Source organism: Magnetovibrio blakemorei (genome assembly GCF_001746755.1).
Lineage (GTDB): Bacteria > Pseudomonadota > Alphaproteobacteria > Rhodospirillales > Magnetovibrionaceae > Magnetovibrio > Magnetovibrio blakemorei.
Map to the genome: position 1 here is coordinate 1 of NZ_MCGG01000018.1, position 20,572 is coordinate 20,572.

General features: G+C 56.0%; 19 protein-coding genes. 11 read left to right on the top strand and 8 right to left on the bottom strand.

Features of this window, described 5'->3' with window-relative positions; translation table 11 throughout:
- Nucleotides 1–86 precede the first annotated feature (86 nt).
- Together BEN30_RS06160 and BEN30_RS06165 are read left to right on the top strand one after the other, a co-directional pair.
- The gene (locus BEN30_RS06160; RefSeq protein ID WP_084005126.1) at nucleotides 87–446 is read left to right on the top strand and encodes a c-type cytochrome; all 360 of its coding nucleotides are present in this window, start codon (nucleotides 87–89) and stop codon (nucleotides 444–446) included.
- Nucleotides 447–562: 116 nt separating this feature from the next.
- Nucleotides 563–1,078 (top strand): adenine phosphoribosyltransferase, encoded by a 516-nt coding sequence (locus BEN30_RS06165; protein ID WP_069957470.1) that lies wholly within the window; start codon nucleotides 563–565, stop codon nucleotides 1,076–1,078.
- Between the two features lie 11 nt (nucleotides 1,079–1,089).
- Here the strand turns inward: BEN30_RS06165 and mutY are convergent, their stop codons facing one another.
- On the bottom strand, nucleotides 1,090–2,160 hold the full coding sequence (gene mutY, locus BEN30_RS06170; protein WP_069957471.1) for an A/G-specific adenine glycosylase: 1,071 nt from the start codon (nucleotides 2,158–2,160) through the stop codon (nucleotides 1,090–1,092).
- A gap of 212 nt (nucleotides 2,161–2,372) precedes the next feature.
- Here mutY and BEN30_RS18280 point away from each other — a divergent pair, with 212 nt between their 5' ends.
- From BEN30_RS18280 to BEN30_RS06210, 9 genes are all read left to right on the top strand, one after another.
- Nucleotides 2,373–2,858, top strand: coding sequence for a hypothetical protein (locus BEN30_RS18280; RefSeq protein WP_139134883.1), 486 nt, complete (start codon nucleotides 2,373–2,375; stop codon nucleotides 2,856–2,858).
- Nucleotides 2,859–2,900: 42 nt separating this feature from the next.
- Nucleotides 2,901–3,467 (top strand): DUF721 domain-containing protein, encoded by a 567-nt coding sequence (locus BEN30_RS06175; protein ID WP_084005128.1) that lies wholly within the window; start codon nucleotides 2,901–2,903, stop codon nucleotides 3,465–3,467.
- Between the two features lie 133 nt (nucleotides 3,468–3,600).
- Nucleotides 3,601–4,254 carry a DsbA family protein gene (locus BEN30_RS06180; RefSeq protein WP_069957472.1) on the top strand — a complete coding sequence of 218 codons (654 nt, stop codon included), beginning with the start codon at nucleotides 3,601–3,603 and terminating at the stop codon, nucleotides 4,252–4,254.
- A gap of 56 nt (nucleotides 4,255–4,310) precedes the next feature.
- Entirely contained in the window at nucleotides 4,311–7,769 is a 3,459-nt protein-coding gene (gene smc / locus BEN30_RS06185; RefSeq protein WP_245649000.1) for a chromosome segregation protein SMC, read from the top strand.
- Nucleotides 7,770–7,929: 160 nt separating this feature from the next.
- Nucleotides 7,930–8,334, top strand: coding sequence for an AtpZ/AtpI family protein (locus BEN30_RS17875; protein WP_084005130.1), 405 nt, complete (start codon nucleotides 7,930–7,932; stop codon nucleotides 8,332–8,334).
- 226 nt (nucleotides 8,335–8,560) lie between these two features.
- Complete coding sequence (locus BEN30_RS06195) at nucleotides 8,561–9,283, top strand: F0F1 ATP synthase subunit A (protein WP_069957473.1); 723 nt, start codon at nucleotides 8,561–8,563, stop codon at nucleotides 9,281–9,283.
- A 79-nt stretch (nucleotides 9,284–9,362) separates the two neighbouring features.
- On the top strand, nucleotides 9,363–9,590 hold the full coding sequence (locus BEN30_RS06200; protein WP_069957474.1) for a F0F1 ATP synthase subunit C: 228 nt from the start codon (nucleotides 9,363–9,365) through the stop codon (nucleotides 9,588–9,590).
- A gap of 104 nt (nucleotides 9,591–9,694) precedes the next feature.
- Entirely contained in the window at nucleotides 9,695–10,261 is a 567-nt protein-coding gene (locus BEN30_RS06205) for a F0F1 ATP synthase subunit B family protein (protein WP_245649001.1), read from the top strand.
- A gap of 12 nt (nucleotides 10,262–10,273) precedes the next feature.
- Entirely contained in the window at nucleotides 10,274–10,855 is a 582-nt protein-coding gene (locus tag BEN30_RS06210) for a F0F1 ATP synthase subunit B family protein (protein WP_084005132.1), read from the top strand.
- Nucleotides 10,856–10,892: 37 nt separating this feature from the next.
- Here BEN30_RS06210 and BEN30_RS06215 read toward each other — a convergent pair whose 3' ends face one another.
- The 7 genes from BEN30_RS06215 to ftsA form a co-directional block, all read right to left on the bottom strand.
- A complete protein-coding gene (locus tag BEN30_RS06215) occupies nucleotides 10,893–11,288 on the bottom strand; it encodes a histidine kinase dimerization/phospho-acceptor domain-containing protein (protein WP_084005134.1) in 396 nt (131 codons plus the stop codon).
- Between the two features lie 141 nt (nucleotides 11,289–11,429).
- The gene (ligA, locus tag BEN30_RS06220) at nucleotides 11,430–13,517 is read right to left on the bottom strand and encodes an NAD-dependent DNA ligase LigA (RefSeq protein ID WP_084005136.1); all 2,088 of its coding nucleotides are present in this window, start codon (nucleotides 13,515–13,517) and stop codon (nucleotides 11,430–11,432) included.
- Nucleotides 13,514–15,190 (bottom strand): DNA repair protein RecN, encoded by a 1,677-nt coding sequence (recN, locus tag BEN30_RS06225; protein ID WP_069957476.1) that lies wholly within the window; start codon nucleotides 15,188–15,190, stop codon nucleotides 13,514–13,516. Before recN ends, ligA begins: the two co-directional genes overlap by 4 nt.
- 21 nt (nucleotides 15,191–15,211) lie before the next feature.
- Entirely contained in the window at nucleotides 15,212–16,018 is an 807-nt protein-coding gene (locus BEN30_RS06230; RefSeq protein ID WP_084005138.1) for an outer membrane protein assembly factor BamD, read from the bottom strand.
- Nucleotides 16,019–16,271: 253 nt separating this feature from the next.
- On the bottom strand, nucleotides 16,272–17,210 hold the full coding sequence (gene lpxC / locus BEN30_RS06235) for a UDP-3-O-acyl-N-acetylglucosamine deacetylase (RefSeq protein WP_245649002.1): 939 nt from the start codon (nucleotides 17,208–17,210) through the stop codon (nucleotides 16,272–16,274).
- 205 nt (nucleotides 17,211–17,415) lie between these two features.
- Nucleotides 17,416–19,107, bottom strand: coding sequence for a cell division protein FtsZ (ftsZ, locus tag BEN30_RS06240; RefSeq protein WP_069957477.1), 1,692 nt, complete (start codon nucleotides 19,105–19,107; stop codon nucleotides 17,416–17,418).
- A gap of 154 nt (nucleotides 19,108–19,261) precedes the next feature.
- Complete coding sequence (ftsA, locus tag BEN30_RS06245; protein WP_069957478.1) at nucleotides 19,262–20,530, bottom strand: cell division protein FtsA; 1,269 nt, start codon at nucleotides 20,528–20,530, stop codon at nucleotides 19,262–19,264.
- Nucleotides 20,531–20,572: the final 42 nt, after the last annotated feature.

Sequence of the window (20,572 nt, forward strand, 5' to 3'; positions counted from 1 at the left end):
ATTAACGTATTCAGGCGGTCGCGTCTCATAGTCCACGTGCGACGAACCGTCGTTGTTGGAATTTCAAAAATGCTTGGAGAGATCCCATGAAGTCAATTCGCATCTCCACCGTAATCGCTTGCTTAGCCGCCATCGCCCCCGCCGCTTCCATGGCCGCCGACGGCGAGGCGCTGTTCAACAAAAACTGCAAAACATGCCATTCCATTGAACCGGGCAAGCATGGCCTTGGCCCGTCTTTGGCTGGCATCGTCGGCAAAAAATCCGCTTCTCAGGATTTCACAAAATACAAAGCCCTCGTTGGTTCCGACATCATCTGGGATGAAGCCAACATAAGTGCTTGGATCGAAGATCCGAAAAAATTCATTGGCAAAACCTCCACCATGGTCGCCAAGATGAAAGATCCTGAAGACCGCGCCGCAATCATCGAATACCTGAAAGCCCACTAAGTTCAGTGTTTCAAAGTTCAAGGGCTGGTGCTTTTGCATCGGCCCTTGAACTTTGAATTTTAAGGCATACGCCTAACATCTCTTTTCAGACAAATCACTTAAGGATCTCTGCGCTCATGGATATCAAAGAATACATCCGCGGCATCCCCGACTTTCCCAAGCCGGGCATCTTGTTTTATGACATATCCACCCTTCTTTCGCACGCCGACGCGTGGCAAGTCGCCATGGGGCGCATGGCACGCATTATCGGGGCGTATCAGCCCGACGTGTTGGTGGGCATTGAATCGCGCGGATTTTTGGTCGCCGCACCGCTGGCGCTGAAATTGGGCTGTGGGTTCGTCATGGCGCGCAAGGCCGGCAAGTTGCCGGGCGGCACCATTTCGCACAGCTATGATCTGGAATACGGCTCTGACACCATCGAAATCCAAGACGACGCCATCCACCCCGGACAGCGCGTGGTGATTCTCGACGATCTGCTTGCCACCGGCGGGACGCTCAGCGCCGCCATTCAGCTGTGCAAAAAGGTCGGCGGCGATGTGGTCGGCACTTCGGCGTTGATCGAGCTCACCTTCTTAAACGGTCGCGACAAGCTGGACGCCCCGTTCGAAGCGCTCATTTCCTACGACGAATGATCACAAAGGGGTCAAATCATCACGGATGAGACCTTTTTCATGACACTCGGCAGGGCTTGGGTGTGCAGCAAGTGCGGGGCGCACCAAAGCGTATCAAAAGAACGCTCTGGCATCGCATCAAGACGCACGGCAATCACGCCCAGTTCCAGATGAAAATGTGTGAAGGTGTGGCGCACGGTGGTTTCCATCGTGCGCCATGTTCCTGTGAAGACCCCACTCTGCATCGCCTCATCAACAGCTTCATCGGCGGTCATGGGCTGGGTTGCCCAGTGGGTGGTCGGAAACCCGGTCATGCCGCCCAGCAAACCTTTGTCGGGGCGGCGTTCCAACAACACCTGACCATCGGGGCGCTGGACCCAGAAGGCCCAACCTTGACGGGTCGGCTTTTCTTTTTTGGCGGCCTTTTTGGGGTAAGCGGTGGCCGCCCCGTCCCCTGAGGCGCGACAATCCGCACCCCAAGGGCATGCCGCACAATTGGGGTTCTTAGGTCTGCAGACGGTCGCGCCTAAATCCATCAAGGCCTCGGCAAAGTCACCGCTGCGCCCGGGGGGCGACATCTCGGCAGCGCGCACGCCAACGACGGCTTTGTTCAAAGGCATTTCATCAGCAATGGCGAACAACCGCGTCAGTACGCGGATGACATTGCCATCCACGGGGGCTGCCGGACCTTGGTGAGCGATGGCGACGATGGCCGCCGCCGTATAAGGACCAATACCGGGCAGACCCAACAAATCCTCTTCATTGCTGGGAAACTGGCCCTGGCGCTGTTCCGCCACGACCTGGGCGCATTTCACCATATTGCGCGCCCGCGCATAATACCCAAGCCCCGCCCATGTATGCATAACGTCTTGGGTGTCGGCAGCCGCCAGAGCCTTCACCGTGGGCCACTTTTGCATAAACGTTTCAAAATAAGGGATCACGGCCGCGCACGTGGTTTGCTGCAACATGATTTCCGCCAGCCACACGGCGTAAGGATCGCGCTCCCCGCACGGCGCACCGCGCCACGGCAAATCAGTCCGCCCCGCTTGGTCGAACCAAACCAGCAGTTTTTGTGTTAAAGATTGTGCGGAGCTTTGAGACATGCAATCGCGCCATTGTTTTGACCTAATGTCTATGGTCAATGTTATTGCTTGCGTCATTTCCTGACGAAATCTACTGTTTTTTTATAACATGTAACATATAGTTAAGCTCTGTTTTATCAGACACTTTAATGATCATCCGAACTTTTTAATTCTTGCTTTTCCCAGAATCGCGACTTGGCGAGTAGAGTTTTCTATTAGTGGAATGACGTTTCATGAAAAACCTAATTACTGTGCTAATTCTCCTATCGCTATCAGCTTGCACCTCAATGACAGAGCAAGGAATTATACGCGATGGTGGCTATCGATTAGATATTGATGAAAACCTACGAATTTATTTAGAAGAACCTCTACCTCTCAGAAAAAGCGTCCTAATCCCCAATGCAAATGGGTTTATCTCATTCATAGGAAACACGACAACGAATACAATTAAGTTATCGGTGACAGATATTTTTTGGCGCCCAGATGGGACGATGCATGGCATCAGTGAGGGTGGCCGCAAGACTCGACAGGATAGTGAAGGTTCATGGAAAGTGGTCAATAACGAGATCTGTGTTAACTGGGAACGCCCTAATTGGCCAGATACATGCTCGAGAACATTCTATGACCCGGGATCGAAGCAACTCCATCAAGTTCTAGAAGATGGTTCTGTATGGGTCTCAATATTCAACTTCAGGAGCGGCAATCCAGAAAACCTATAAGGGCCGATTGTTTTGCAGAGATAAGCGCCATACCATACGGCCATGACGAAAAAACCCGGCTCCTCAAAAAACAAGGCCCCGATTTCCAAAAGCCCGGCCCCACGTGGTATCGTGCCCAGCGAAGGCCGAACCCGTTGGGCCAAGCCGGTTGCCCAATCGGTGGATCGCCTGACCAAAGGCATGATGGGGCAGCATGGCTTTACCCATGGGGCCATCGTCACCAAATGGCCCGAAATTGTCGGCGATGTCATGGCGCGTCATACTCAACCGGAAAAAATCGTCTTTTCCCGTGATGGAACCAGCGGCGGGGTGTTGCACCTGAAAACCGACAGCGGCGCGTTTGCCACCGAACTGCAACACAAAGAACCCCTGATCGTTGAACGCATCAACACCTTTTTCGGCTACCGGGCGGTGGAGCGCATCAAGTTGATCCAGGGCCCCTTGCCCACCACAAAGGCTGGCCCCCAAGGCTCCCCCCCTCGCCCCTTAAACAAAGAAGAAGCCCAAAACTTGGCCGGGACCATTGCCAACGTTGACGACGCGGAAATAAAAGAAGCCCTGGAACGGCTGGGGGCCAATATTTTAGGCCGCAAAAAGGCCACAGATTGAGCGCATATCCCCCTGAGCCCGCCAAATCGGGCCAGTTATCCACAATAACTTCGCTTTTGAGGGTCTTCTGACGCTTGAGCGATAGAAAAGACTACCCTATATTCAACAACATCTTGTGGTACGGGAGCAACCAATGTCCATATATTCCATCAACGCCCATTTCACCAAATCATTGGCCTCGGCCGCTTTTGTGGCCATGGCCGTCCTTTTTAGCGCCCCCCAATTGGCGCGTGCAGAAATGGCCCCGATCAATGATGCCCTGGCTGAAATGAGCATCGGTTCACCGGACGCCCCCGTCACGCTGAACGAATATTCGTCGCTGACATGTGGGCATTGCGCCAACTTCCACATTAAAACCTTGCCAGAACTCAAGAAAAACTATGTCGACACCGGCAAGGTGCGCATCGTATTTCATGACTTCCCGCTGGACAATCTGGCCTTTGCCGCAGCAATGATTGCGCGCTGTTCCGGCACCGCACGCCATTTTGAACTGTTCGATCGCCTCTATCACACCCAGGAAAATTGGGCTCGCTCTGATGATCCCCGCTCTGCACTGATCGCCATTGCGCGCTTTTCCGGGCTAACGGCGGAAGATGTCGATCAATGCCTCAGCAGTCAAGAACTGGCAAAGGGCGTTCAAGCGGCATCCCAGACTGATCAGGGCCTCTATGACATCACCTCCACACCGACATTTGTGTTGGACGGCAAAAAAATTGTAGGGGCGCAAAGCTACGACGATTTCAAAGACATCCTCGACAAAGCCCTGGCCACCAAAGGCGCCAAATAATCATCTCACGGCTCTGCTTCATCCAAGAGCACCAAGTATAAAGGGAACACCAGGACGTGCTGCGCTTTACCAAGCTCAGACTTGCGGGATTTAAATCCTTCGTCGATCCGACCGAGCTCATGATTGAGCCCGGTCTGACTGGCGTTGTGGGTCCCAATGGGTGCGGTAAATCCAACTTGGTTGAAGCCCTGAAATGGGTCATGGGCGAAACGTCGGCCAAACAGATGCGTGGCTCCGCCATGGACGACGTCATTTTCGGCGGTTCCTCCAATCGCCCGGCGCGCAACTTTGCCGAAGTGGTTTTGCATCTCGACAACAAATCTCGGGTTGCGCCGTCCATGTTCAACGACGCCGAAGACTTGGAAGTCGTGCGCAAGATTGAACGCGACAGTGGCTCCAACTACAAGGTCAACGGCAAGGAAGTCCGCGCCAAGGACGTGCAATTGCTGTTCGCCGATGCCGCCTCCGGCTCGCGTTCGACGGCCCTGGTGAGCCAAGGCAAAATCGGCCAAGTCATTTCCGCCAAGCCGTCCGATCGCCGCGTCTTGCTGGAAGAAGCCGCCGGGATCACCGGACTGCATTCGCGCCGTCATGAGGCCGAGTTGCGGCTGCGCGGGGCGGAAAACAACCTGTCACGCTTGGACGACATCCTCATCACCTTGGAAGGCCAGCTGCAAAGCCTCAAAAAACAAGCCCGCCAAGCCACCCGTTATCGCAATCTGTCCGACCACATTCGCAAGGCCGAAGCGCTGCTGTTTCACATCCGCTGGACCCAATCCATTGATGGCTTGGAAGTGGACCGTGACAAGCTGAAGGAAGCCGAAAGCATCGTCGCCCAGCTGACCGCGCGGGTTGCCGCGGCGACGTCGTCCCAGGCAGGTGTTGCCGATGTGGTGCCAAATCTACGCAATCAAGAAAGCGCCGCCGCCGCCGAATTGCAGCGCATCACCTTGGCGCGTGACGGCTTGGACGGTGAAGTCAAACGCATCGAAGACGCCCGCCTGGACCGGGTGCATCGCCTGGAGCAGGTCAGCCACGACATCGCCCGTGAACGCAACTTGTCCGAGGACGCAACACAAGCCTCGAGCCGCTTAGCGTCTGAAAAAACCGAAATTGAAGGTGCCCAGGACGGTGAAGAAGAAACCATCGCCGTTGCTCAAAGCAAACTGGCTGAGGCCACCGCCGATGTAAACGCCTTGGAAGACAATCACACCCAGCTGACCGACAAGCTGACCCGCGACGAATCTGAACGCGCCAGCCTCAGCCGTTCGGTGCAAGACCTGGAAACCCGCATCGACCGTTTGTCGCATCGCCTGCGCGAACTCAACGACCAGCGCAAACATTTTGAGCGCACCGCGGCCGAAACCAGCGGCCTCAATGACGCCGAAGCTATTTTGTCGGCCGCTCAAGACGCCATCGCGGGGGCCCGTGAACATTTGGAGAGCACGGAGCACACCGCCGCCGCCAGCCAAGACGCCTCCGAGGCCGCCAATCAGCACCTCCAAGATGTCCGCGTCGCCTTATCGCGCTTGGAAGCCGAAGAGCAAGCCCTGGCCAAAGTCTTGGAAACCGGCGAGCCGGAAATGTGGCCGCCGATGATCGATGCGGTGTCCGTCGAAGCGGGCTTTGAAGCCGCCCTGGGCGCCGCCTTGGGCGAAGAGCTGGACGCGTCCTCAGACGATGCCGCCCCGGTTCACTGGACCCGCTTAGACCCCTTTGCCGACGCCCCGGCCCTGCCCGCAGGCGCGCGTCCTCTGTCCGACGTCACCCAGGCCCCGGCGGCACTGGCGCGGCGTCTCAGCCAAATCGGCGTTGTTGACGACGTTTCCACAGGGGAACGCCTTGCGCCCAGCCTCAAACAAGGGCAGCGTTTGGTCAGTCGTGAAGGCGCGTTGTGGCGTTGGGATGGCTACACCATCACCGAAGGCGCACAAACAGCCGCCGCAGTGCGTTTGGAACAACTGAACCGCCTCAAAGACGTGCGTGGTCAATTGGACGGTGCGCTGAACTTGGTTGACCAAGCCGATGCCCGTGCCCTCAATGCCCGCGAAGGGGCCGAAGACGCCCGTGACGCGGAACGCGCCGCGCGCCAAGCCTTGCGGGAACGCGAAGCCGCCTACAACCAAGCCCGCGATCAGGTGGCCGCCATCCGCACCCAAATTGCGGAACAAAATTCAAAGCTGGAAGCCGTCGTCGCGGCCATTGAAACGGTTGAGCACGACATCAATGAAGCGCGTGAGCAATGCGTCGAATCGCAAACCTCACTGGCTGAGCTGCCCAACACCGAACTGGCCCGTGAAGAGGTGATGCGGGTGCGTGAAGAACTGGCCAACAAGCGCACCGTGCAGGTCGAACGCCAAGGCATCTTTGCGGGTTTAAAACGCAACGCCGAAGAACGCGCACGGCGCTTGGCCGACATTGAACGCGAACTGTCTTCGTGGCGCGAACGCAGCGAAGGGGCCTTACAGCGCATCAGCGACTTGGACGAACGCACCGTTCAAATCCGCGCAGAACTGGAAGAACTGGCCAAGCGCCCGGAAGAAATCAAACAAAAGCGCGAACAGCTTTTGGACCTGATCGACGCCGCCGAGGCCAAACGACAATCTGCCGCCGATCAACTGGCGAGCGCCGAAGCTCAATTGAGCGAAGCGGACAAAGGCCTGCGCGAAGCCGAAAGCGGCTTGGCCCTGGCCCGCGAAACCCGCGTGCGCATCGAAGGCGCGGTCGAACAAGGCAAACAGGCGTGCGCCTCCATCGCCGAGCGAGTGAAAGAAAAGCTCGACTGCGGTCCCGATGATTTGGCCGCCATTGCCGAACACGAAGACGATACGCCCCTGCCCGATTTGCCGTCCGTCGAACGCAAAGTCGAACGCCTGCTGCGCGAACGCGACAGCATGGGCCCGGTGAACCTGCGCGCCGAAGACGAATCCAACGAAATGGAAGAGCAGATCGAAATGCTCAAAACCGAGCGTGGCGACCTGATCGAAGCCATTGAAAAGCTGCGCCGCGGCATCAACGAGCTGAACCGCGAAGGGCGCGAACGGTTGTTAACGTCCTTTCGCGAAGTCGACAAGCACTTCCAAGAGCTGTTTGTGCGGCTGTTCGGCGGCGGGCAAGCGCATCTGAAATTGATTGAGGCCGACGATCCGCTCGAATCCGGCTTGGAAATCCTCGCCAGCCCCCCGGGCAAGCGCATGCAAGTGCTGAGCTTGCTGTCGGGCGGCGAACAGGCGCTCACCGCCACGGCGCTGCTGTTTGCGGTGTTTATGACCAATCCGGCCCCCATTTGTGTGCTCGATGAGGTCGATGCCCCCTTGGATGACGCCAACGTCGATCGCTTTTGCACGCTTTTGGAAGAAATTGCCGCTGCGGGAACCACCCGATTCATGATCATCACTCACCACCGCATGACCATGGCGCGCATGGACAGGCTGTTCGGCGTCACCATGTCCGAGCGCGGCGTCAGCCAATTGGTCAGCGTGAATTTGGAAGAGGCCGAGAAAATCCGCGAGTAAGATTAGAGACTTACGCCGTGCATAAGAAACCTCTCATATTCCCTGTATTATCAATCACTTATATACGAAACCGCTGGGCTTGACAGGGTCGATCTGGCGTCTATGATGCCCCGGATTCCGGCCTCAAGTCCGGCAACCTCGGGTACAATGAGTGTCAGCAATGACAAACCACGATCCCGACAGGTCATTGGAAGAACAAGGCGCCGATCTGGCCCAGCGCTTACGGAAAGCGCACCAGAGCGATTTGGGAACCACCCTGAATGCGCCAAAGCTTCGCAATGAATCCTCCGGACTTGGCCAAGCGTTCCGTCTCAGCACCGAAATGATCTCGGCGCTGTTGGTGGGGGTTGGTATGGGCTGGATGCTGGACCGGGCGTTCGACACAAAACCCATGATGATGGTCATTTGCATCTTTCTGGGCGGCGCGGCGGGACTCTTGAATGTTTACAGAACGGCCATGAGAATGGCCGGGAATATCGAAAAAGATTCGAATGAATCTGACGCCGACGACGCAACAAATGAGAACGCCCTACCCGTTGATGAGGATGAAACCTCGAAAAAATGACATATTTTCCTTTTTTCACGCTTCTGGGGCTTGCTCTCGACGACTAAGACGGCTAGGAAAGGTTCGCCTTTTGATGCGCTGCAACATAACCGACGAAAAGGTGTTGTAAGCCCAAAAAAGGCCATAATACGCGGGTCAGGCCTCCGGTCTCCTTCGGGGATTGAAATAGAGGCTGGGTCTGCAAAGTAGAACATAGACGCTCAACCTGATCAGGCGGACATACAACGTGGCAAATCCTATTGCACAATTTGAGATCAAACCTCTGGTCGAGATCAATCTGGGTGGCCTGGACGCTTCACTCACCAACGCCGGCGCCTTTATGGTCCTGACCATTGTGTCCATCACCGCCTTTTTGGTTTTGGGCATGCGCAAGCGTGAATTGGTGCCGGGTCGCTGGCAATCCATGGCGGAATTGAGTTACGAGTTTGTCGCCGGACTGCTGCGCGACAATGTCGGCTCCGAAGGGCGCAAATACTTCCCGTTCGTGTTTTCGCTGTTCATGTTCATCTTGTTCGCCAACATTCTTGGCTTGTTGCCATACAGCTTTACCGTTACCAGCCACATCATCGTGACCTTTGCCTTGGCGATGGTGGTGTTTTTGATCATCACCTTGGTGTCCATTGCGCGCCATGGTGCAAAATTCATCACCTATTTTGTGCCTTCTGGCGTTCCGATGGCGGTGCTGCCGCTGATGGTGCCGATCGAGATCATTTCTTATCTCTCGCGCCCGATCAGCCTTTCTGTTCGTCTGTTCGCCAACATGATGGCCGGCCACACCATGATGAAGGTGTTCGCCGGTTTTATCGTGCCGCTGGGTTTTGCCGGCGTTTTGCCCTTGGGCATTGACGTTTTGATGATCGGTTTTGAATTTTTGGTCGCGTTTTTGCAAGCTTATGTGTTCACGGTCTTGACCTGCTTGTACCTCCACGACGCGATCCACCTGCATTAAGTTTGAAGACAAAGGGCCGAACGCCCAAACACTGAACTCAACCCTCTGTTCACATTGAACGAGCATAAGGAAATAAACTATGGAACTCGAAGCTGCAAAGATGATTGGTGCTGGTCTGGCTGTTATTGGTCTGGGTGGCGTTGGTGCTGGTATTGGCAACATTTTTGCGTCCCTGATCAGCGCGATCGCTCGCAACCCAGCTTCTGAAGGCAAAGTCTTCGGCCGCGCCATCCTGGGCTTCGCCCTGGTTGAAGCTGTTGCGCTGTACGCACTGGTCATCGCAATGCTGATCCTGTTTGTATTCTAAGCTGGTTTTTGGTTATCGGTGCCAAGGCCTTTCGTCTCAAAGACGCGTCCTTGGCACCATACGCCCGTTACCTTTAGGTCACATCAACAGGCAGGAGCCCGCACATGCGGATTCTGAATTCTACAATTGCTGTTAGTTTGGGGGCATCGTTTATTGCCTCACCTGCGCTTGCCGCCGGTCTGCCGCAATTGGACCCGCAAAACTTCTCGTCGCAGCTGATCTGGCTGGCCATCACGTTCGTCATTTTGTACGTGTTGATGTCCAAGATGGCCTTGCCGAAAATCGGCGATGTCTTGGAAGAACGCCAGCAACGTATTGACGACAACCTCGCCAAAGCCGACGACTTGCAGTCTCAGTCCGATGCCGCCGCCAAAGCTTATGAAGCCTCATTGGCAGAAGCGCGGGCAAAGGCCTTTTCGGCCATCCGCGAGGTCAAAGACAAGGCGCAAGCTGAAGCCAGTGCGCGCCAGTCCGAACTCAATACCGATCTGCAGGCCAAAATAGCCGTTTCTGAAAAGGCCATCGCAAAGGCCCGTGACGAAGCCCTATCCGGCATTATGGATGTGGCTGTAGACGTTGCAGCCAGCGCTGTTGAAAAGCTGATTGGCGAAGCCCCGAAAGAGGCCTCCCTCAAGGCGGCTATCAGCGCAGCCCTGAAAAGCCGGGCATAAGGAGAGACGCACATGCTGATCAACCAAGCCCAAGCTGCCGCTGAAACGGCTGTAGAAGCCGCCGCCGAAGCGGGACACGCCGTGGCGAACGGGGCGGTGCATCACGTACCGTTCTACCAAGACACCACGTTCTTTGTTGCCGTTGCCTTCGTTTTGTTTTTCGTCTTCTTTGGCAAGAAGCTTTTTGCCGCGATGGCCTCAAGCCTTGATGACCGCGCGCAGAAGATCAAAGACCAGATTGAAGAGGCCACGCGCCTTCGCGAAGAGGCTCAAGAACTGTTGGCTTCTTATGAAAAGAAGCAGCACGAAGCCCTTAAGGAAGCGGCAAACATTGTCAAAGCCGCCAAGGATGAAGCAGAGCGCCTGTCCGTAGAAGCTGCCGAACAACTCGACGCCAGTCTCAAGCGTGCCGAACGGTTGGCCAAAGACCGCATCGCTCAAGCCGAAGTTCAAGCCATCGCCGAGGTCCGCACCCTGGCCATCAACATCGCCATGGAAGCCACCCAGAGGGTCTTGGAACAAGACGTTTCCGCCACCAAGGCTGACGCTCTGATCGACACGGCCATTAAAAACATGGAAGGCAAGCTGCACTAAGCTTCCCGACGATCGCAGAAAAATCAAAGGCTCCCACTCAGGTTGGGAGCCTTTTTTCTGTCTTTAGATGGGCGCTTTCGTCTTGTGTTTGACGCGCCGCCTCAATTTCACAGACCGCTTCCAAGTAGCCCAGCATGGCTTCGATAACCTTCATCAATTGCTGCGCTGAAACGTCGATGTGATCGATGTATTCTTCAGGCTTGAGCCCCAATTCCGGTGCATCCTTGGCCATTTTGATCACCTGCGTAAAGCCAAGTATGGCCGTCAACGGGGTCCGCAGTTCATGGCTCATATAAGCCAGAAACTCGGCGTGCTGCGCGTCTTTGGCAGGCGTTTTTTGCAAGCGCGTTCTGAGTTCTATGTGACAAAAGGCCTTAGAGTTGGGGAAATCAGGAGTTGCATCTCGGGTTTTGGAATCCTCAGCACTTAACATTCGTCTCAATCCTCATCCAAAGGCCTACACCGCAGAGGCCTCCCATTCCCCTTGCGACACAATGTCTATCCCAAGGTTAAGTGAGAACGGTTGCAAGTATGTGGCAGTTTTGGGAATTATCGGAGAGGTTGTAGAACGATGCTAAAGCGACGTCAGCGCAATCCATTCGGCTTCACTCAGCACCTTCAAGCCCAATTCGCGGGCTTTCTTTTCTTTTGAACCCGCCCCTGGACCAATGACCACGAAGTCGGTTTTCTGGGAAACGGAGCCCGACACCTTTGCGCCCAAGCTTTCGGCCTTGGCCTTGGCTTCGCCGCGGCTCATGGTTTCCAAGCTGCCGGTGAAAACGACGGTTTTTCCAGCGACTGGAGAGCCTTCCGTATTGGGGGCGGTGAAGTCTTCAACCGTGACGCTTTGCAGCAATTGGTCAAGCACTTCGTTGTTTTTGGGCTCGACAAAAAATTCAACCAAGTCCTTGGCCATGCTGGTGCCGATGCCATCAATGGACAGCAATTCTTCCAACGCCTCGGAACCAATAACCCTTGCCCCCTTCATGGCTTCGCGCAGCGCCTCCATGGACCCGTATTGCTTGGCCAACAGCCGCGCCGTCGCTTGACCGACTTGGCGAATGCCCAAGGCAAACACAAAACGCGGCATTTCAATGGTGCGTTTGGCATTGATGGCCTCAAGCAAGTTTTGGATCGATTTGTCTTTCCACCCTTCTCGGCCTTTAAGCGCCTCGGCCTTTAAATGGAAAATGTCGCCGGGGGTTTTGATCAAGCCGGCATCAAAAAAGGCCTCAATGTGCTTGCCCCCCAAACCTTCGATATCAAAGGCATTGCGCGATACAAAATGCTTCAATCGCTCATGCGCCTGGGCCGCACACACCAGCCCGCCGGTGCAGCGCGTCGCCGCTTCGCCCTCTTCGCGCACCGCGTGGCTTTGACACACCGGACAAGTTGCGGGAAAGGTGTACGGGGGACGGTCTTGATGGCCGCCATCGTCAACCACTTCGAGCACTTGCGGAATAACGTCCCCGGCTCGCTGGATGCGCACCCGGTCGCCAATGCGGATATCCAGATCGCGAATGTAGTCCGCGTTGTGCAGGGTCGCGCGGCTCACCACCACGCCACCGACCGTGATGGGCTCCAATTCCGCCACCGGGGTTAAGACCCCCGTGCGGCCCACCTGGATGGTGATGTCGTTGACGGTGGTGACCGCTTTTTCCGCCGGGAATTTGTGTGCGATGGCCCACCGGGGCGCGCGTGAAACGAAACCTAAGCGGTCTTGCCAATCCAGACGATTGACCTTGTAAACAACCCCGTCGATGTCGTAATCCAAATCCGTTCGGTGGTCTTGAATGGTTTCATAGTGCGCCAAGATGTGGTCAATACCGTCGCACACCCGCGTGTAGGGGTTCACGGCGAAGCCCCAAATTTTCAGCAATTCGATAAACGCCGCGTGGGTCGGCCATTGCACGTCGCTGACCTCGCCATAGGCATAGGCAAAAAAGCGCAACGGGCGCTTGGCGGTGATGGAACTGTCCAATTGGCGCAACGATCCGGCGGCGGCGTTGCGCGGGTTGGCGAAAACTTTGCCACCTGCGTCAAGCTGGCGCTGATTGAGGGCCAGGAAGTCTTTTTTGGACATATAGACCTCCCCGCGCACTTCCAAGATGTCGGGGACACCGCTGGGCAATGTCTGGGGAATGTCGGTGACGTGACGCGCATTGGAGGTAACGTCTTCGCCCTCCACCCCGTCGCCACGGGTGGCTGCCTGTACCAGTTTGCCATGCTCATAACGCAACGAGATGGACAAGCCGTCGATTTTGGGTTCAGCGACCATTTCCAACGGAATTTCAGGATTGTCGCTAAGCTCTTTCAAAAAGCGCCGAATGCCGTCGATAAAGTCCTGCAGTTCGGCTTCATCAAAGACGTTGCCCAGCGACAGCATCGGCTTGGCGTGCTTGATTTTGCCAAAGCCCGACGCCGGGGCCGCGCCGACCCGGTGAGTCGGGCTGTCGGGACGAACCGACAGGGGAAAGCGCGCTTCAATGGCCAGATTGCGTTGGCGCAGCGCGTCATATTCGCTGTCCGACACGGTGGGCGCGTCATCTTGGTAATAGCGCTGATCATGGGCTTTGATTTCACGCGCTAAGGCTTCCAGCTCTTGATCGGCTTCGACGGATGTCAAGTCTTCGACCGGCATCGCGCGCAATGCGGAACTCATTCAGCCGCTCCGGCCAGCAGGCTTTGGGCGGCCGCGCGGGCCTCGCTGGTCACGTTAGCACCGGCCAGCATGCGGGCGATTTCATCGGCGCGCTCAGGCCTGCTCAGGGTCGTCACAGAGGTGCGCACAGCCCCACCCTCTTCGCTTTTGGACACATGCCAATGCGCTAAGCCGCGCGCCGCCACTTGCGGGCTGTGGGTGACGACCAGGACTTGCACGTCTTCGCCCAAGCGCGCCAAACGTTGGCCGACCGCATCGGCAACCGCGCCGCCGATGCCGCTGTCGACTTCATCAAACACCAGCGTCGGTACCGGGTCCGATTGGGCCAGCACAACTTTCAGCGCCAACATAAAGCGCGACAGTTCACCGCCGGAAGCGATTTTCCCCAGCGGCCCCGCTGGTGCACCGGGATTGGTTGCAACTTCAAAGGCGACCCGATCCCAACCGCTTTCGCCCCACGACGCTTCATCCGCGCTGGTGGCGATGGTGGTGCGAAAATCTGCCGTTCCCAGACGCAAAGGTTCCAGTTCCGTGCGCACCGCCTGATCCAGCCCCAAGGCGGCTTCGCGCCGGGCTTGGGACAAGGCGGTGGCAACCTGTGCATACGTGCCCCGTGCCTGCGCCTCGGCATGAGCCAATTGCTCCAGGTGCTGGCCGCCAGACTCGATGCCTTCCAACTGCTGTGTGAGGCGGGCAAACAAATCGGGCAAATTGACCACGTCCACATTGTGCTTGCGCGCAAGGGCGCGCAGCGCGAACAAACGTTCTTCGACTTGTTCCAGGTGACGCGGGTCCAAATCGACCCGTCCCGCCGCAATATCAAGCTCATTGACCGTCAGAGCCACCTGTTCCGCCGCGCTGTCCAACGCTTTCAAGGTTGCATCCAGCAAGCCTTCAGCCTTTTCCGCGACGGGTTCCAGGGCGCGCAGGGCATCGCGCAGCATGCGCTCGACCCCATGGCCGCCTTCCAGCGCCTTGTTGGCCGCATTCATGGCGTCGATCAGCTTTTCGCCATGCATCAGCAGTTGGCGTTCGTTGGCCAGATGCGCTTCTTCCCCTTCTGCGGGGTTTAAGGCGCGGAATTCTTCGACCGCATGGCGCAGGTAGTCTTCGTCGCGTTTGGCCGTTTCCAATTCGTCTTCGGCGCGCTGGCGTTCGCGTACGGCTTCGCGCCAAATGTGATGAGCACGTCCCGCCTCAGCGCGCAACGCGCCGTGTCCACCATGGGCGTCCAACAAACCGATATGGGTCGCGGGATTGAGCAAACGCTGATTGTCAAACTGACCGTGAACTTCCACCAGTTCTTCACCGATTTGCCGCAACAAACCGACACTGACGCTTTGGTCATTGATAAACGCCCGCGAACGTCCATCTGTGCCCAACGTGCGACGCAGCATCAACGGCTCACCACGCACGCTCAGGCCATGCTCTTCCAGCAAAGCGTAGGTGGGATTGTTGGCCGGTAAATCGAATTCCGCAGTGACCACCGCTTGGTCTGCGCCATGACGCACCAAGCGGGCTTCCGCCCGTGCCCCCAGCGCCAAGCCCAAACTGTCCAGCAAGATCGACTTGCCCGCCCCGGTTTCCCCCGTCAGAACGCACAAACCCTGACTGAAATCGAGTTCCAGTCGTTCGATCAACACCACATCACGAATGGACAGACGGCTTAACATGGACAGGCAATCCTTGCGCTATCACCAGGGTTTGTACCAAGGTTTTTGATCCGGTTCCTTGATGGTCGGGTCTTCCAATAAGGCATACGCATCGACGTACCACGAACTGCCGGGGAAGTTGTGGCCCAGCACGGCAGCTGATTTTTTCGCTTCCTCGTGCAGACCCAAGGCCATATAGCATTCCACCAAGCGCAACAGGGCTTCGGGCGTGTGGGTGGTGGTTTGGTATTTTTTGACCACCGCATCAAAGCGATTGATGGCGGCAAGATACTGACCCTTGGTCTGATAATAGCGACCAATGTCCATTTCTTTGCCCGCCAGGTGATCATAGGTCAGTTCGATCTTCAACTTGGCGTCACGGGCGTATTGGCTGGTCGGGAAACGGGTGGTGAGCTCATCCAAGGTTTTGAGCGCCAGCTGGGTCATCAATTGATCGCGACCAACGTCCGAAATTTGTTCATAATAGCAAAGCCCCTTGAGGTAGTAGGCATAATCGGCATCTTTGTTGGACGGGTGCAGTTGGATAAATCGATCCAGCGCCACCACGGCCTCGTCATACTTGTTGGCTTGATAGAGGCTGTACGCGGCCATGACCTGTGCCTTGGTCGCCCAGTTGGAATACGGGTGCTGGCGCTCAACCTCATCAAACTGGGTTGAGGCTTCGGCGTATCTGCCCTGCTCCAACGAATCAACGGCGATGTTGTAGAGTTTTTCCACCGCAACTTCTTCGTACTTTTCTTCCGTTGCCTTGTCGCCGGAACACGCCGTCAGCGCCAGCAGTGCGGCGAGAAAGAAGGTGCTTTTGGAAAAATAAATCGATGATGTCATGGGGCTTTTGTTTCCGTTACGTGTCCCAGCACAATCTAGGATGTGGCGGATTATATCACGTCCCCGCGCGGGTCTGTCCAGCACCCCTTATCGCTTTTCGAGCATTCGTTGAAAATGCCTAAAAATGGGGACTATCTGGAGATTTTGAGAAGATATTCACGTCCGAAAGGTCCGCCAGCTCATGCCAATCAACAGCTTTGAGCGCGAATCGGAACATTTCGTGAATTTGAAACATCAAAGATGAAGCGTGAAATTATGCCGTTGCCGGGCTGGCGGCGACCGATTCTTTGGCCCAGGAAGAGCCCGTTGCCCCAAGGCGCGATACAGGAGCATTCATATCGACAAGCTCAAAATTCGCCGGGTCAGAGAACAGTTCGCGCAGCAAAGCGTTGTTCAAAGCATGGCTGGCACGCGTGCCCGTGTAATGGCCCACCAGGGTTGCCCCGGCCAGATACAAATCCCCCACCGCGTCGAGGATCTTGTGGCGCACACATTCATCATCAAAACGCAGACCGTCTTCGTTCAAAATCCGGTCGCCACTGACAACCACGGCGTTGTCCAAAGACGCACCCTTGGCCAAACCAGCTGCCCACAAGGCTTCGGCTTCATGCAAAAAACCAAAGGTCCGGGCGCGGGCGATTTCATTTTTAAAGACCCCATCGGTCAAATCAACCGACATGGATTGCGTGCCGATGATGGCGTTGTCAAATTCAATGTTAAATTCGATCGAGAAGCCGTCGGCCGGAACCAGGCTTGCCAATTTATCGCCGTCTTCAATAAAAACCGGCTTCAGAACCCGCACAGCTTTGCGCGGTGCGTCTTGTTCTGCAACGCCAGCACAATCAATGAGAAACATAAAAGGCGCCGCGCTGCCGTCCATAACGGGAACTTCAGGGCCGCCCACTTCAATCACCGCATTGTCGATGCCAGAACCGGCCAGGGCCGCCATCAGATGTTCGATGGTGGCAATGGTTTTGCCTTTTTCAGATCCGATGGTCGTGCACAGACGGGAATCACAAACTTGATCAAAGGCTGCCGGAATAACAGCACCACCGCCCGCGATATCCGTACGACGGAAAACAATGCCCGCATCAACATCAGCAGGCAGAAGGGTCATGGAGATTTTTTCACCGGAATGCAGTCCTACGCCTGTGCAGCTGATGGCGCTTTTCAAGGTCTGTTGCTTAATCACGGTGTGTTCCCCAATACCCTAAAATTCAATCGCTTCAGGCTCTATTTGAAGCTTGTGTTGCTTTTGGCCTAAAGGCTCGCTCAACACCCAAAAAGGAAGAGCGCTTCAGTTATAAGGTTTACCACCCTAGACTGAAGCGCTCAAATCAAACTGTGTTACCTTTTGTTACAGGTTTTACTGCAGCTAACACCTTCATTTTAAAAGACTAATTTGCCTGACGACGCAGGAACGCAGGGATGTCCAAAAGGTCGTCTTCAGCCTGACTTGGCTGCAGTCGTTCTTCGGGATCGAGCCCGCCCAGCGTCAGTTCGGCAGAGGCCGAAGTGCGCAACTGTGTAGAGGGTCGGCTTTCGACGGCATCCGAAATGGATTGACCAAACATGGACACTTTGTGCTTCGCCCCGCCGGTGACCCGTTCAAACAAACTCGGTCCCTTATTCACCGCTGAGCGTGCCGGAGCCGCGCCCGTTGAACCGTTGACCATGGCGGCTTCAGCCATTGGGTCGACTTCGTGAAGGTCATCGTTTTTCTTCGAACTGGTCGGTGCTGGCGGAATAAAGGCATCCGTTGAACCCTGAGACGGCATGGCAGCCGGCGCATTGAACCGTTCCGGAATGCGGGCCGGTTCTGGTGCGCCCATGTTTTCATCATCAAAATCTTCGTCAGAAGCAACTTCGCGCGCAATGGCATCGTCCATGTCGGCGTTGTGCATGACGGGATCATCCACAGGATCGGCGTCGCCTTCGTCATCGTGTGCGGCGACAGGCTCAGAGACAAAATTTTGCGACAACACTTCAGCAACGTTGGGGGCCGTAGCGACAACAGAAACGGTAGCTTGCGGCGCCACGTCTGCTTGCGGAACGGTCTTTCGTGCGACGGTGTCTTCTTGAACGCTCAATACGGCAGGAACGGGCCGAACCATGCTTTCCGCATCGATGCCCGTTGCCACCACGGAAACCCGCATGCGGCCGTTGAGGGTTTCGTCAAAGGTGGAACCGAAAATGATATACGCATCTTCTTCGACTTCCGAACGAATGCGGTTTGCGGCTTCGTCCACTTCGAACAACGTCATGTCGGCACCGCCGGTGATGTTGATCAACACCCCGCGTGCGCCCGCCATGGAGGTGTCGTCCAAAAGAGGGTTGGAGATGGCGGCTTCAGCAGCGTCCAAGGCACGACGTTCGCCTTCGGCTTCACCCGTACCCATCATCGCCTTGCCCATTTCGCTCATCACGGAACGCACGTCGGCAAAATCCAGGTTGATCAAGCCCGGCATCACCATCAAGTCGGTCACGCCGCGCACGCCGGAATAAAGCACATCGTCGGCCATTTTGAAGGCATCGGCAAAGGTGGTCTTTTCATTGGCGATGCGGAACAGGTTTTGATTGGGGATGATGATCAGCGTATCGACATACTGTTCCAGTTCAAGAATGCCTTTTTCCGCAATACCGTAGCGGTGCTGGCCTTCGAACTGAAACGGCTTGGTGACGACACCGACGGTCAAGATGCCAAGATCGCGGGCAGCGCGGGCGATCACGGGGGCAGCACCGGTACCGGTTCCACCACCCATACCGGCGGCGATGAACACCATGTGGGAGCCTTTGAGCTGCTCGTTCAATTCGTCGATGGTTTCTTCAGCGGCAGCGCGACCGATATCTGGTTTCGAGCCGGCACCAAGTCCTTGCGTCAACCCCGAACCCAACTGAATGCGTCGATCCGTTGCGGCAGAAGCGAGCGATTGAGCGTCGGTATTGGCGACGATGAACTCAACCCCCTCAAGCTTCGCGTTGATCATGTTGTTGACGGCGTTACCACCTGCGCCACCGACACCGATAACGGTGATCCTTGGCTTCAACTCGATCGTTTCATTTTTGGGTACGCTTAAATTAATGCTCATGATTCAACTCCACACTCCGCCCGTTTCTTCATTAGTGGCCAAAAACCCTTAAAATTTAGTAACTTTTAGGGACAAATCGACCAATTTGTTTTATCGAGTCGCTCTTGAGTCCTTGATCATTTCTGACTCAGTTATTTGAACTGTACTTACTCGGCTAGAAATTCTCACGCAGCCACTGGCCAATACGGCCCAAACGGCTGGCGGGCTGGTCCTTTGGGCGATACGTGCGCCCTGCTAATTCACCCGTAGATTCAAGCGCATAATAGATCAATCCTGCGCAGGTTGCGAATTGCGGCCCCGAAGAAGCTTCTGCCATGCCCTCCAAGTAACGCGGTTTCGCCATACGCACTTGGGCTTTGTTCAAAATGCTCCCGGCCATTTCCCGAACGCCCGGCAACAGACTGGCACCACCGGTCAAAACAATTCTTGGCCCCGATAGTTTTTCAAACCCGGCACTGTTCAAACGCTCGCGGATCAATTCGAACGTTTCTTCGATGCGCGGGCGGATGATGCCCACCAGCATGGAACGCGCCACCGGATTGGTTTCGCCCGTTTGTTCCTCACCGATCAGCGGCACTTTGATGACTTCCAAGTCGTCGCTTGGCGACGGCATGCAGTTGCCGTAAAGCGTCTTCATGCGTTCGGCGTGTTGCACCGGCGTCGACAGACCGCGCGCAATGTCATTGGTAACGTTCACGCCCCCCACCGCAATACAATCGGCATGGACCAATTCACCATCGAAAAAGACCGAGATATTGGTGGTGCCTCCGCCCATGTCAATCAAGGTGACGCCCAACTTCATTTCATCTTCGACCAACGCCGACAAGGCACTGGCATAGGGACCGACCACGCGGTTTTCCACTTCCAAATGACAGCGGTGCAAGCAGGTATCAAGATTGCGCAAAGCATTGGTTGAGGCTGTGATAACATGCAAGTTGACGCCCAATCTGTCACCAAACATGCCCCGCGGGTCGCGCACGCCGCGGTTTCCATCGATGGAATAGCCAACGGGGATGGAATGAACGATTTCTTGATCTTCGGGTAGTTCCGAGGCCAGGCGACTGGCGTCTAGGATTTTGCGCAGATCCTGATCACCAATTTCGTGCCCGGCAATGCCGATATCATATGCCACCAGTCGCGATTTGAAGACCGGACCGGATAACGCCACATTAACGCTGTGGATGTTGGTCCCGGCCATTTCTTCAGCCGCACCAACGGCGGCGCGTACGGCCGCTTCGGCATCGTCCATGTCGACGATGGCGCCATGCCTCACCCCTGCAGAAGCGTGATGACCGATGCCCAAAACCCGCGGAGGACGGGTGCCTTCTTGACGCGCGATCAGGCACGAAATTTTCGTCGTGCCGATATCTAACGCGGCGACAAGGCCGTTTCTCGGTTTCGTCTGCGGTTTATGGCGATGCATGTCTCAAAGCCCCTTTCTGAGTGCTTCGCATAACTGAAGATT

What these genes read in the sequence shown, in the direction of transcription:
- BEN30_RS06160 (WP_084005126.1), top strand. Translation starts at nt 87, where the DNA reads ATGAAGTCAATTCGCATCTCCACCGTAATCGCTTGCTTAGCCGCCATC.
- BEN30_RS06165 (WP_069957470.1), top strand. Translation starts at nt 563, where the DNA reads ATGGATATCAAAGAATACATCCGCGGCATCCCCGACTTTCCCAAGCCG.
- mutY (WP_069957471.1), bottom strand. Translation starts at nt 2,160, where the DNA reads ATGTCTCAAAGCTCCGCACAATCTTTAACACAAAAACTGCTGGTTTGG.
- BEN30_RS18280 (WP_139134883.1), top strand. Translation starts at nt 2,373, where the DNA reads ATGAAAAACCTAATTACTGTGCTAATTCTCCTATCGCTATCAGCTTGC.
- BEN30_RS06175 (WP_084005128.1), top strand. Translation starts at nt 2,901, where the DNA reads ATGACGAAAAAACCCGGCTCCTCAAAAAACAAGGCCCCGATTTCCAAA.
- BEN30_RS06180 (WP_069957472.1), top strand. Translation starts at nt 3,601, where the DNA reads ATGTCCATATATTCCATCAACGCCCATTTCACCAAATCATTGGCCTCG.
- BEN30_RS17875 (WP_084005130.1), top strand. Translation starts at nt 7,930, where the DNA reads ATGACAAACCACGATCCCGACAGGTCATTGGAAGAACAAGGCGCCGAT.
- BEN30_RS06200 (WP_069957474.1), top strand. Translation starts at nt 9,363, where the DNA reads ATGGAACTCGAAGCTGCAAAGATGATTGGTGCTGGTCTGGCTGTTATT.
- BEN30_RS06205 (WP_245649001.1), top strand. Translation starts at nt 9,695, where the DNA reads ATGCGGATTCTGAATTCTACAATTGCTGTTAGTTTGGGGGCATCGTTT.
- BEN30_RS06210 (WP_084005132.1), top strand. Translation starts at nt 10,274, where the DNA reads ATGCTGATCAACCAAGCCCAAGCTGCCGCTGAAACGGCTGTAGAAGCC.
- BEN30_RS06215 (WP_084005134.1), bottom strand. Translation starts at nt 11,288, where the DNA reads ATGTTAAGTGCTGAGGATTCCAAAACCCGAGATGCAACTCCTGATTTC.
- ligA (WP_084005136.1), bottom strand. Translation starts at nt 13,517, where the DNA reads ATGAGTTCCGCATTGCGCGCGATGCCGGTCGAAGACTTGACATCCGTC.
- recN (WP_069957476.1), bottom strand. Translation starts at nt 15,190, where the DNA reads ATGTTAAGCCGTCTGTCCATTCGTGATGTGGTGTTGATCGAACGACTG.
- BEN30_RS06230 (WP_084005138.1), bottom strand. Translation starts at nt 16,018, where the DNA reads ATGACATCATCGATTTATTTTTCCAAAAGCACCTTCTTTCTCGCCGCA.
- ftsZ (WP_069957477.1), bottom strand. Translation starts at nt 19,107, where the DNA reads ATGAGCATTAATTTAAGCGTACCCAAAAATGAAACGATCGAGTTGAAG.
- ftsA (WP_069957478.1), bottom strand. Translation starts at nt 20,530, where the DNA reads ATGCATCGCCATAAACCGCAGACGAAACCGAGAAACGGCCTTGTCGCC.